The organism is Acinetobacter sp. NIPH1876, from assembly GCF_022808535.1.
GTDB classification, from domain to species: Bacteria; Pseudomonadota; Gammaproteobacteria; order Pseudomonadales; family Moraxellaceae; genus Acinetobacter; species Acinetobacter higginsii.
Genome location: NZ_JALGBR010000001.1, coordinates 333,583 through 345,655 on the forward strand (window position 1 = coordinate 333,583; position 12,073 = coordinate 345,655).

Annotated in this window: 12 protein-coding genes; 4 read left to right on the forward strand and 8 right to left on the reverse strand. The window is 39.3% G+C overall.

Annotated features, from left to right (window positions below; genetic code table 11):
- Positions 1–59 precede the first annotated feature (59 nt).
- The 6 genes from MN869_RS01595 to argC all read right to left on the reverse strand — a co-directional run bounded on the left by MN869_RS01595 (position 60) and on the right by argC (position 5,646).
- On the reverse strand, positions 60–422 hold the full coding sequence (locus MN869_RS01595; protein ID WP_005204046.1) for a YnfA family protein: 363 nt from the start codon (positions 420–422) through the stop codon (positions 60–62).
- A complete protein-coding gene (gene clpA / locus MN869_RS01600; RefSeq protein ID WP_004806787.1) occupies positions 422–2,707 on the reverse strand; it encodes an ATP-dependent Clp protease ATP-binding subunit ClpA in 2,286 nt (761 codons plus the stop codon). Before clpA ends, MN869_RS01595 begins: the two co-directional genes overlap by 1 nt.
- Positions 2,664–2,852 (reverse strand): hypothetical protein, encoded by a 189-nt coding sequence (locus MN869_RS01605; RefSeq protein ID WP_241305294.1) that lies wholly within the window; start codon positions 2,850–2,852, stop codon positions 2,664–2,666. The genes clpA and MN869_RS01605 overlap by 44 nt, the downstream gene beginning before the upstream one ends.
- Positions 2,853–3,330: 478 nt before the next feature.
- Complete coding sequence (clpS, locus tag MN869_RS01610) at positions 3,331–3,744, reverse strand: ATP-dependent Clp protease adapter ClpS (RefSeq protein ID WP_004806784.1); 414 nt, start codon at positions 3,742–3,744, stop codon at positions 3,331–3,333.
- A gap of 21 nt (positions 3,745–3,765) precedes the next feature.
- Positions 3,766–4,521, reverse strand: a complete 756-nt coding sequence (locus MN869_RS01615; protein ID WP_171061045.1) for a DUF6776 family protein — start codon at positions 4,519–4,521, stop codon at positions 3,766–3,768.
- A 75-nt stretch (positions 4,522–4,596) separates the two neighbouring features.
- Positions 4,597–5,646, reverse strand: coding sequence for an N-acetyl-gamma-glutamyl-phosphate reductase (argC, locus tag MN869_RS01620; protein ID WP_033132904.1), 1,050 nt, complete (start codon positions 5,644–5,646; stop codon positions 4,597–4,599).
- Between the two features lie 274 nt (positions 5,647–5,920).
- Here argC and MN869_RS01625 point away from each other — a divergent pair, with 274 nt between their 5' ends.
- A complete protein-coding gene (locus tag MN869_RS01625) occupies positions 5,921–7,441 on the forward strand; it encodes a hypothetical protein (protein ID WP_241345084.1) in 1,521 nt (506 codons plus the stop codon).
- A 187-nt stretch (positions 7,442–7,628) separates the two neighbouring features.
- Positions 7,629–8,240, forward strand: coding sequence for a CDP-alcohol phosphatidyltransferase family protein (locus tag MN869_RS01630; protein ID WP_033132882.1), 612 nt, complete (start codon positions 7,629–7,631; stop codon positions 8,238–8,240).
- 18 nt (positions 8,241–8,258) lie between these two features.
- Here the strand turns inward: MN869_RS01630 and MN869_RS01635 are convergent, their stop codons facing one another.
- Positions 8,259–8,951, reverse strand: a complete 693-nt coding sequence (locus MN869_RS01635; RefSeq protein ID WP_033132883.1) for a SprT family zinc-dependent metalloprotease — start codon at positions 8,949–8,951, stop codon at positions 8,259–8,261.
- A complete protein-coding gene (rpiA, locus tag MN869_RS01640; RefSeq protein WP_004806773.1) occupies positions 8,951–9,622 on the reverse strand; it encodes a ribose-5-phosphate isomerase RpiA in 672 nt (223 codons plus the stop codon). Before rpiA ends, MN869_RS01635 begins: the two co-directional genes overlap by 1 nt.
- Before the next feature lie 98 nt (positions 9,623–9,720).
- Between rpiA and ilvA the strand changes: the two genes are divergently transcribed.
- Together ilvA and MN869_RS01650 are read left to right on the forward strand one after the other, a co-directional pair.
- Positions 9,721–11,265 (forward strand): threonine ammonia-lyase, biosynthetic, encoded by a 1,545-nt coding sequence (gene ilvA / locus MN869_RS01645; RefSeq protein ID WP_171061068.1) that lies wholly within the window; start codon positions 9,721–9,723, stop codon positions 11,263–11,265.
- A 156-nt stretch (positions 11,266–11,421) separates the two neighbouring features.
- A complete protein-coding gene (locus MN869_RS01650; protein WP_005204057.1) occupies positions 11,422–12,072 on the forward strand; it encodes a TrkA family potassium uptake protein in 651 nt (216 codons plus the stop codon).
- The last annotated feature ends 1 nt before the right edge of the window (position 12,073 follow it).

The window sequence follows — 12,073 nt, forward strand, 5'->3', positions numbered from 1 at the left end:
CTTTAATTTCACCAAAGAAAATCTCGCTTTTTTCCATTCTAATTCAATCTATAAATAATTTACCGCACCAATCCTTGCGGCTGCAAAATGATTAAGCCAGCCCCACACAAAACCACAAGACCACCTAGAATATCCCAACGTGTCAGCATCACTTGATCAACATAGCGCAGCCACAATAAAGCAGTAAAAATATAGATACCACCATAAGCCGCATAAATACGACCTGATGCTGCAGGATGCAATGTCAGTAACCAAACAAAGACCGCTAAACTTAATGCAGTAGGAATCCACAACCAATGTGATTTTCCTTGATTCAAAATAAGATAAGGAAAATAACAACCTAGAATTTCAGCAATCGCCGTAACGAAAAATAACCCAAATACTTTAAGTACTTGGGTTATTGAGAAAGACAATTCAAACATTAAGCAGGTTCAGCACTCGGGTTAATATGATCTTCAAACACTTCCAATTTTAAGCCGACGTCTTTGCCATTTTCTGTTTTCACAGAAACTGCAACATTGCCACCATGCTCTGCAAGCTCACCAAATAAAATCATCTCAGCAAGCGGCTTTTTCAAATGTTCTTGAATCAGACGTTGCATCGGACGAGCACCCATGAGGCGGTCATAACCATTAGCAGATAACCAGTCACGAGCACTTTGATCAACATCGAGAACTACTTGTTTCTCGTCGAGCTGTGCTTGCAATTCGGTTAAGAATTTGTCTACCACTGAATCAATGATTGTCGTCGGAAGTGCTTTAAATTGAATCACACCATCCAAACGGTTACGGAATTCAGGAGAGAATGCGCGTTTCATTGCATCTTGGTTATCTGCGCTGTGATCTTGCTCAGTGAAACCAATACTTGCACGAACAATACTCTCTGCACCAATATTGGTGGTAAGCACAATAATCACATTTCTGAAGTCAGATTTACGACCATTGTTGTCAGTCAAAGCACCATGATCCATTACTTGCAATAACAAGTTAAATACATCTGGATGCGCTTTTTCAATCTCGTCAAGCAACAGGACACAATGTGGATTTTTATGGATCGCATCGGTCAGCAAACCACCTTGATCATATCCAACATAACCTGGAGGCGCACCAATCAAGCGAGAAACCGCATGACGCTCCATATACTCAGACATATCGAAACGAACCAGCTCTACGCCTAGCAATTTAGCCAGTTGTTTAGTGACCTCGGTTTTACCCACACCTGTTGGACCAGCAAAGACAAAACTACCCACTGGTTTATCTGGTGCTTTTAAGCCTGCACGAGATAATTTGATCGCTGATGCAAGCGCTGTAATCGCCTCATCCTGACCGAATACCACACGTTTAAGATCACGTTCCAAATTCTCAAGTACAGACTTGTCATCTTTAGAAACAGTTTTCGGTGGAATACGTGCAATCTTAGAAACGATATCTTCGATATTCTCAACTGAGATCGTTGTGCCATCCACTTCTGCTTTCAAGCGGCGTTGCGCGCCAGCCTCATCAATCACATCAATCGCTTTGTCTGGCAAGAAACGATCATTGATAAATTTAGCTGACAACTCAACAGCAGCAACTAATGCTTTATCATCATATTCAACATGGTGGAAATCTTCGAACTTGTTTTTCAAGCCACGTAAAATTTCAATTGTTTCATTGATGCTTGGTTCATTCACGTCAATTTTTTGGAAGCGACGCGATAAAGCATGGTCTTTCTCGAATACTTGACGATATTCTTGGAAAGTTGTTGAACCAATGCAACGTAGGCTGCCATTTGCCAAAGCTGGTTTGATTAAATTCGATGCATCCATGGTACTGCCCATGCTTGAGCCTGCACCAATGATCATATGAATCTCATCAATGAATAAAATTGCATTTGGATTCTTTTTCAACGCATTCAACAATTGTTTTAAGCGCTTCTCAAAGTCACCACGATATTTAGTCCCTGCAACCAATGCACCGATGTCTAAGCTATAAACTTCAGCATTGGCAAGTGGTTTGGGTGCTTTGCCATTGACAATCAACCAAGCCAAGCCTTCCGCAATCGAGGTTTTACCTACACCCGGATCACCGACGAGCAACGGATTATTTTTACGGCGACGGCATAAAATTTGTGCTGCACGCTCAATTTCTTTTTCACGACCAATTAAAGGATCGGTTTTACCCTTTTGTGCTTCGATATTTAAGTTCAACGTATATTGTTCAAGTGGTCCAGCATTTGCTGAAGCCGCACTTTCACCCTCAATATCTTCCACTTCTTCTTCAACCTGAATCTCATCTTTGCGTGTCCCATGAGATAGGTATTGAGTCAAAGTTAAACGGTTAATTTGATGACGTTTAAGTAAATAAACCGCGAAAGAATCTCGTTCTGAATACATTGCAACTAGAACATCTGCACCTTCAACCGTACGGTCACCACCGCTCGATTGAACATGGAAAATTGCACGTTGCAAAATTCGATCAAAGCTCTCAGTTGGATGAGGGGCCTGTTCACTATTATCACCAAGTTTTGGGGTATGTTGCTCTACATATTCCTCTAATTCTTTACGCAAGGTAACAATGTCCGCACCACATGCTTTTAATGCATTTACGGCGGAGTCGTTATCGAGCAAGGCAAGCAACAAATGTTCAACTGTCAGAAACTCATGTCTCTTTTGACGAGCCATGCTAACAGCCAAACGTAACGATACTTCTAATTGACGACTGAGCATGTAACCCCCTTATATCTTGGGCTCTATCAAAAAAAGAAAATCTTTTAATGAAAAAGCGAATTATTGACTTGATCCGCTGAGCTTCTGTAATCGTGATTGGATATACGTCTACAAGTCTCTTTGCTTCATAATCTACTGTTAGCATTAGTTGACTATCTTGGTCAAGATTCAAAACAAAGTATTGTTGTAAAAATTCAATTACAAAGAGAGTAAGACTTATCTAATCGTTCAAAAAGACAGCGAATTTGTTATTCATTTATAAAACAATATTAAACCTATGAAAAATTGTAATACTGCATGATCTTGCTTAAAGCCTAACAAATCATTCATAAGTTTAATATATTGACACACAGTATATTGTTTCATGTTTTTAGCACAAAACAAGATATGCCTTAATTTACCGCTTAAATCACATATCGAAAGATAGCCTTACTTTTTCAAGACCCACTCGCAATATATGATTTCCCAAAGTTGATATTCCGCAGCTTTTCTTACGCTTTCACTCGTAATTTATGAGCCATACTATGGTGTGCAAGAGCGTTACTTTTCTTAACGATGTTACTCGCAACGTAGTTGCTCGTCTTGCGCATGAGGAATGAAATTCCGCAAGAGCGTTGCTTTTATTAACGCTGCTCAGGCTCGATTTGGCATAACAAAGGATGACCTTGAGCTCTGGCATAGTTATTCACCTGATTTGCTTTTGTTTCAGCAATATCTCGTGGATAAATACCCGCAGTGCCTTTACCTTCATAATGAACTGTTAACATCACCTGACTGGCCTGATCGAAGTCTAACCCAAAATAACTTTGTAGCACTTCAATAACAAAATCCATCGGCGTGTAATCATCGTTCATTAAAACAACTGCATATAACGGCGGTCGTTTTAATTCTGGAGGGGCTGTTTGTACAACCACCTCACCCTCATGATCCTCTTGCGAATCACTTAAACGTGGATTCAAGTGCCAATCGACAAACCCAGATTGATGAAAAGAATTTTTCACTTCACTTAAATTCATTTGACGTTTATATCTTCGCATATTGAGTTCTTAATCTAAAATTTATTGAGCATTTGCTTCAGCTTGAGGTATTTCCGACACGAAAGCAGAACCTGCATCAACCGGTTTACCTCTTTGCCAACTAAAGCGTTTAATTACAGGTGTGCCAGCGCCTGTTAAACGCACTTCAATGAATTGAGGCGTAAACCCTTTGGGCATTGTCCAACGCCCCGTTAGGCGCTCAAAATCATCGAAATTGAAGTTTTTATCTTCTAAAGGCACAACTAAGATTTCAGTATCTTTAATTAAGCGCAACTCAACCGAACCAGAAGCACGGCGTTTATTTGGGCTTACTTGAACAAGATCAATCTGATATTCAAAGGCATTTTCCGGTAAAGATTTAATTGCCATATTTTGAATGGTTAAGCTTACACCACCACGTTGTCTCAAAATATCACGATAAATCGCATTCATCCCTTCAAATTGGGTCTTATCCGCATTGGCTTGATTCACTGCTTTGAATAAGTCATCCGCATTACCCACAGCCATATCACGCTCTTGAACAGCAGCATTCAAACTCTTGCTGACCGAATCCAATGCAGTCTTTTGTTTCTGAACCACATCTACCAATTGCTCAGCATCTGCATCATAACCAACCACAGTTAAACCTTGACGGTGGCCGACAGTATAACCAAGCAAAAAACTGCTACCGATAAGAACAGTAGCACCAATAATCAAAGGTAAATTCGTTTTTAAGAATTTATTTTTTTCAACGGAACTGTCTGGTGAAGTAGTCGGTTCAACGTTTTCCATCATCATCTCTATCGTTATGATCTGCATCAAAGCACACATTAAAATCGAAATTTAAATGTGTGTGAAGTAAAAAAGCGTTTTTTATGGTAATAAACCAATACCTTCCAAGCCTGCAGCCTCATCAAAACCAAACATTAAGTTCATATTTTGAATCGCCTGACCTGCAGCGCCTTTGACTAGGTTGTCTTGAGCAACCAAGATAATCAATTTATTGGCTTGTGGGCGGTAGAGTGCAATTCTAAGCTCGTTCGCACCGCGAACACTACGTGTTTCTGGAGAACTATTTGTAGGCATGACATCAACAAAGCGTTCATCTTTATAGAAATCTTCGTAAAATGCTTGTAAGTCAAGTTGCTGACCTTGTTCGGTTAGGTCAACATAAATCGTACTCAACATGCCACGAATCATTGGTACAAGATGCGGCACAAAAATAAGCTGATCAAACTGCCCTTTTTGTCCTGAAATATTTTCCAGCGCTTCAACAATCTCGGGATGATGACGATGTCCAGCAACACCATAGGCTTTAAAATTATCAGCGTTTTCACTGTAAATCATACCTAGGCTTGCTTTACGCCCCGCCCCAGACACCCCTGACTTTGCATCCACAATAATACTTTGTGTTTGGATCAGTTGGTCTGGATTTTTAAGTAATGGAGCTAAGCCTAATTGTACCGTAGTTGGATAACAACCAGGATTACCAATCACTTGTGCTTGCTTGATCTTCTCACGATTTAACTCAGTTAAACCATACACAGAATCTTTTAAGATGGCAGGACAACTGTGTTGCATACCATACCATTTTTCAAACTGAACCAAATCCTGCAAGCGAAAATCAGCCGCAAGATCAATGACTTTTGTACCTGTAGCAATCAATTTTTCAGCATGTTGCATCGCTACACCATGTGGCGTTGCAAAAAATACAACATCACATTGTGCTAATTGATCTAAATCCAGATCTGAAAACTCGAGTGTTGTATGCCCGCGTAGACTTGGGAACATATCTGCAACACGCTTTCCTGCTTCTGTACGAGAAGTGAGAATACGAACCTGAACTTGTGAATGTCTTAATAAAAGACGTAATAGCTCAACCCCAGTGTATCCAGTTCCACCAACAATACCAACAGAAATCACGCGTGACACCTCAAGCTTTCATTTAGATAAATAGTATGGCAGTTTGACCCATTTTACACAATCTTCAAGTACCTAACTTTTAACAAAATAAAAGTACTGTCAATCTTGATTAAACACTCAAAAGTTTATGAGAGAATACAAATAAACTCATTATATTTGGATTGATTCTACCATTGGTCAAGAAATACTATTGAATCATTTCACTATTCGAATAGAATAAAAAAATTGCGGTAATAATAAATTTCATGGATGCAAAATTTTTTGGAGAGCTGGAATGCCTTCTTTGATGTCAAAACAAAGACTACATCATCATATTTGCTTAGGGCTTAGTACACTTCTACTTAGTTCGGCATTAGTTGGTTGTGGAAGTGGTGAAAGTAAAGCGAAAGTAGAAACGACACCCACAGTATCAGAACCAAAACCGAAGAGTTTCAAGGTCAAAGCAGCAGTTGAAATGCGTGATGTTGTTCTTAGAATCTACGATAACTTTGATAATACATTAGTTCTGGAACAAAATTTAAGTACAACCTCTGACGTCAACATCACGTTACCACGCGTTTTAAATAAAGAACGCTTATACCGCATTGAGATATCAACAAACCCAAATTCTTTGGTTTTTGACTTTCAAAGTGGCCAATACCAAAATATTTCTATGACTCTACATAGTCTTGTAGAAGTAAATACCAGTAGTCTCACGCAAACGATTTATATCAATCCAAGTTCAGAAGCAATCTATCAACGTGCCCTAGTCCGCTCTGGAGGACTGCCGACGGATAGCAATATAAACCCAACAAAAGTGAGTGCTTCTCAATTAAATCTCGCAACAGAAGATGTGAACTCAGCATTAACAAGCGCATTCTATCAATTGGATATCCCGAATTTAAACCCGTCTTATCTTTTAAATGCTTTCTCACCACAAGATGCGACGTTAACATCATATGTATACATCAACACTTATCTCAGTTTCGGTTTTATTCAGCAATGGGCAAATCTTTACCCCAACAATAGCTTTGTTGAATTTACCAAGAATTTAGCAGTTGATTTAAAAGACGGTTATCTTGATGCAAAAAAATTACGCGGTGATCAAAGCACACTGACTTCATTAGTGATTCCGACACCAGACAATGTTGATTCAGCTAAAAATAACTTGATATTTATTGCAGAAAATCAAAAGAATGCAAGAGATACCTTCTCTAGTTCTTTAAAGCAAGCGGTACTACAACTGGCGGACAACTATCGTCAGGCTTCTTTAAATCCACAGGGTTACGCCTTATTACAGCAAAAGTCCTATGCAGGAAATAGCCCTATAAATAATACAGCTAATGCTTTCCGAGTCATTGGTGCTGGTGACTATCGTCGTGCTGTCGGGTTTGCAGATACCACTGAAACATGTAATGGTTCTCTTTATCCATGTAAACAAGGTATTACAGGAATCAATATTGTTAGTGCTGGCTTGCCTTCAATTGAATATTTAATCGGTAGCTATAAAGATTCAACTGGTAATTGCCAACTCAATATTCGTGGTGATGGCTGGTTAGAACTCGTTAAAGATGGTCAAACTTTTAGCTCAAAATTGGATGGCGATAGCACTGATAATTTATTACAGGTAGATAAAGCCAATGCTGAATACTTATTAAACAGCAGCTCAACTGAACCAAATAATAGCACACTGCAATATAGCTTTATTCAAGTAAAAGTAAAGAAAAATCAAGTGTTAAGTGCTAGTGCTGGTTTAGACAATCGTAAAGCGCCAGATCAGCTACAGACCACTCAATTACAGTGCAATTTCTCATAGTTCAAGCTAAATTAAAACATTGATGTTTAGCCAAAGCGTTAATGTCCAAATCCAAAATAATTTTGCCGATTCCAATAAAACAACAGCTTTAACTAAGCTGTTGTTTTATTTTAAATCTGTTATTTCAATCTTAGCTTTCTTCTTCGGCTGATATACTGCTTTAATAAACTCATCGATCTTATATTTAATGCCTCTTAAGTATCAAATCCCTACACTTCTTGTTTATTCCAGATTGCTGCTCGGCTTTCTAATTGTCGTAGTAACACTATTACGGCCTAGCTTTTATCCTCTTTATACAGTCGTATTTTTAACACTCGGACTAATGAGTGATATCTTTGATGGCATCATTGCAAGACATTTAGGCGTGTCAGATGAAAAACTACGTCGCTTAGACTCCAATATTGATCAAATCTTCTTTATTTGTGCAATCGCATCAATTTACTTACAACAACCTATTTTTTTTAAACAATACATTTGGCCGATTCTGGTTCTAATTTTATTTGAAGTGGCGATTTATATGGTTAGCTTTATTAAGTTCCGTAAAGAAGTGGCCACCCATAGTCTTGGTGCAAAAATTTGGACCTTATTTCTCTTTGCCTTATTGGTACAAGTGACACTTACAGGCCAAAGTCAAATTTTATTTTGGATTGTTTTCTGGCTAGGTCTTCTGACACGTGCTGAAATCATTGCCATTATTTTGGTACTCAAACAATGGCAAAATGATGTACCTAGCCTAAAACAGGCTATACGTATTCGGAAAGGTTTAACTATTCAGAACAATCGCTTTTTTAATGGTTAAGACAAAACGTATATTCTATTATTTTTTATAGTACCAACTCGGCAATTGAGTCTGTTTCAATTGCTTTCGATGCTCAAGGTAATTGGTATCATGCTTTTTCACTTCATTCCAAAACGCAGCACTATGATCAAAATGTTTGGTATGTACTAACTCATGTACACAGACTGATCGTACAATATATTCTGGCATCAGCACCAATGCAGCATGTAACATGATGTCATGTTTAGAACTACAACTACCCCAACGCGTCTTTGGCTTACGGATACTACATTGTTGGTAAGACAAACTGATTTGCTGGCTTACTTGAGCTAAATATTCAGGTAAAAACTGTTTTGCATAAGCCATGACAGCAGCTTGTAAAGCCTGCTCGGACTGTTCATGCCGAATCAGTAATTGTTGTCGCTCGAAATCAAACTTAAAAATATGTCGTTGCTGTTGTTGAATAATTTTAAAAGGCTGCACATGGTGAAACAATGTCAACGATTCAGGAAATGCCGTCGTTTGATTAAATTGCTGTTGTTGTTTGCCCCACGTTTCTATCAACCATTGTTCAGACTGATGCAGAAACTGCTGAATCTGTCGTTTGCTACAGAACAAAGGAACTGTGAGGCGAATACCTGTTGGCTCAACACGCAAGCGCAAATTTCTTGCCCTTGCATGTCGAACAACTTTAATTTCAGGTAACAGCGTTTCTAATGAAACTAATGGCATTATTGTGCTGTACGCTCTTCGATACCACTGTCAGTTGCTACAACAGCAATGGTTGCTGCATTTAATGCAAAGATACCATTGGTCACAACGCCTGGAATGTCGTTAATGGTCTTTTCCAACTCAATCGCATTTAGAATATTCAGATTAAATACGTCTAAAATCACATTTCCATTATCGGTTACAACACCTTCGCGATAAACAGGATCACCACCCAAGGCAACAATCTTACGGGCTACGGCAGAACGCGCCATCGGAATCACTTCAACAGGAAGTGGGAAATCACGTCCTAACTGATCTACCCATTTTGAATCATCTACAATACACACAAATTTCTTTGCAATTGAGGCAACAATTTTTTCACGGGTTAATGCCGCACCACCACCTTTGATCATATGCATATGACGGTCAATTTCATCAGCACCATCCACATAAGCATCTAAACCACCGACAGAATTCATGTCGACCACTTCAATGCCTAGTTTTTTTAGGCGTTCAGCTGTTGCAGTTGAACTTGCTACTGCTGCTTCTAATTGCAATTCAGGCAATAAATCAATTAAAAAATTAACGGTACTTCCTGTTCCTACGCCCAAAATGCCGCCTTTAGGCAAATGTTTCAAGGCTGCTTTGGCCGCAGCTTGTTTTTTTTCATCTTGGGTTGCATATAGACTCATGACTTCACTCAACTATTTTGACATTTGCTTTAAGAAAACAGCGCAAATGCACAGGGGTTTGCTACAATGATTGCCTATTTTAAACTGTTATAGGGAAGATGAACATGCTGTCTCGTGTGGTACGACAAATTTTACAAGCAACGGTTTATGATGTTGCGATTGAAACACCGCTTGAAGCAGCTCCACGAATTAGTCAGAAAATTAATAATAACATTCGATTTAAACGTGAAGATTTACAGCCTGTATTCTCTTTCAAGCTACGCGGTGCTTACAACCGAATTAGCCAATTACCAAAAGATCAGCTTGATCGTGGTGTTATTTGTGCATCTGCAGGTAATCATGCTCAGGGTGTCGCTCTATCAGGAAAAAAATTAGGGATTCATGCCATCATTGTCATGCCAAGCACTACACCTGACATTAAGGTTCAGGCAGTTAAGCGTTTAGGTGGCCAAGTTGTGTTACATGGCGACAGTTTTGATGTTGCAAATAAATATGCCAAACAGCGTGCTGAAGATGAAGGCTTGGTTTTTATTCCACCTTATGATGATGAACTGGTGATTGCGGGACAAGGAACCATTGCCAATGAGTTATTGCGTCAATGGCGTGATGTAGAATACGTTTTTGTTGCTGTCGGCGGTGGTGGTTTAATCGCTGGGGTTGCAGCCTACTTAGGTGAAGTTGCACCACATGTCAGAATCATTGGTGTTGAATACGAAGAATCCGCGTGCTTAAAAGCTGCACTTGAAACCAATGAACGTGTGATCTTACCTCATGTTGGTCTATTTGCTGATGGTACGGCTGTTGCACAAATCGGTGAGTTACCTTTCGACATTATTCGTCTTCGTAAATCAGATAATTCAGGTCCAATCGTAGAACCAGATATAGTCACTGTAGATACAGATGAAATTTGTGCTGCAATCAAAGACACTTATGACGAGAATCGCAGTATTGTTGAACCTTCTGGTGCAATGGCCTTGGCTGGGATCAAAAAATATGTCGCAGAGCACCAACTGACTGGCAAAAATATGGTCTCAATTGTTTGTGGTGCTAACATGAACTTTGACCGTTTACGCTATATTGCAGAACGCACTGAGTTGGGTGAACGTCGCGAAGCGATCTACGCGGTAACAATTCCTGAGCAAAAAGGTGCATTTCTGCATTTTTGCCGTGCTCTACAAGGTCGTAACATCACTGAGTTTAACTACCGTGCCAGTGATAGTAATCTCGCTCAAGTCTTTGTCGGAATCAGCCTCAAAGGTGGTGAAACCGAGCGTCATGAAATTCATGAGATGTTGAAACAACAATATGAAGTGGATGACCTGTCTGATGATGAGGTTGCGAAACTGCATATTCGTTATTTGATTGGTGGTCATGCCAATATCGAACATGAGCGTTTATTCCGTGTTGAGTTTCCAGAACGTCCAGGCGCTCTGTTAACCTTCTTAGAACGTTTAGGGCCAACCCACAACATTACCTTATTCCATTACCGTAACCATGGCGCTGCGGAGGGTCGTGTACTGGTTGGCCTACAAGCAACCGATGCGAAGCAAAATCCAGATGGGTTAGTCGAAACTTTAGAGAAAATCACTTATCCTTATGCCGAAATCACAGATAATACGGGCTATCGTCGTTTTCTTAAATAAGCTTTCTAATACTATAAAGCCGACATTATGTCGGCTTTATTTTTATTCGATGTTTTGCTTATAAATGTGTAGCGCAAACAAAATCATTACAAATGGAAAGTTATTCCATCTTAAAATGAATAAAAAGACATTTTTATCATTTAGTTAAGGACAGTTATGGCACAGTTTGCAGTCATTGGTTTAGGTAGTTTCGGGGCAACTGTTGCATTAGAGCTGACTAAACTGAATCATGATGTCATTGGCATTGATACCATTAAACGCAATGTTGAAAGTCTTGCTGATCGTATTACCCATGCCGTGATTGCCGATGCCACCGACGAACATGTTTTAGAAGAACTCAATATCCAAAATTGCGATGCTGTCGTTGTTGCCATTGGTGAAGATATTGAAGCCAGTATTCTCTGTGTTTTGAATCTCAAGAATCTTGGTGTTGAGAAAATTCTGGTCAAGGCTAAAACCAAAGCACATCACACCATTCTTTCTCATTTAAATGTCAGTAAGATTATCCATCCTGAAGAAGATATGGGTGTTCGGGTTGCTCAGGCATTAAATTACCCGATGGTAAGCCGTTATATGGCGCTTGATCATGATCATTATATTGTCAAAGTGCCTGTGCATGAAAAGCTCAACAACGTAAATTTATCTGGCATTTTAAAACAAGAACCGCATATCAAACTTTTATTGTTAAAACGAGATCAAGAAATTCTCTATGAAACAGACGGCAACTTCACTTTAAAAACAGGTGATGTCCTCATTCTAGAAGGTTTACTCAGTCATCTCCGAAAACTTTCAGGATGTTTCGCATAAT

Bases quoted from the DNA above. Each gene is read 5' to 3' on its own strand.
- MN869_RS01625 (WP_241345084.1), top strand. From the start codon at position 5,921: ATGCCTTCTTTGATGTCAAAACAAAGACTACATCATCATATTTGCTTA.
- rpiA (WP_004806773.1), bottom strand. From the start codon at position 9,622: ATGAGTCTATATGCAACCCAAGATGAAAAAAAACAAGCTGCGGCCAAA.
- MN869_RS01650 (WP_005204057.1), top strand. From the start codon at position 11,422: ATGGCACAGTTTGCAGTCATTGGTTTAGGTAGTTTCGGGGCAACTGTT.
- MN869_RS01635 (WP_033132883.1), bottom strand. From the start codon at position 8,951: ATGCCATTAGTTTCATTAGAAACGCTGTTACCTGAAATTAAAGTTGTT.
- clpA (WP_004806787.1), bottom strand. From the start codon at position 2,707: ATGCTCAGTCGTCAATTAGAAGTATCGTTACGTTTGGCTGTTAGCATG.
- MN869_RS01605 (WP_241305294.1), bottom strand. From the start codon at position 2,852: ATGCTAACAGTAGATTATGAAGCAAAGAGACTTGTAGACGTATATCCA.
- ilvA (WP_171061068.1), top strand. From the start codon at position 9,721: ATGAACATGCTGTCTCGTGTGGTACGACAAATTTTACAAGCAACGGTT.
- MN869_RS01615 (WP_171061045.1), bottom strand. From the start codon at position 4,521: ATGATGATGGAAAACGTTGAACCGACTACTTCACCAGACAGTTCCGTT.
- MN869_RS01630 (WP_033132882.1), top strand. From the start codon at position 7,629: ATGCCTCTTAAGTATCAAATCCCTACACTTCTTGTTTATTCCAGATTG.
- clpS (WP_004806784.1), bottom strand. From the start codon at position 3,744: ATGCGAAGATATAAACGTCAAATGAATTTAAGTGAAGTGAAAAATTCT.
- MN869_RS01595 (WP_005204046.1), bottom strand. From the start codon at position 422: ATGTTTGAATTGTCTTTCTCAATAACCCAAGTACTTAAAGTATTTGGG.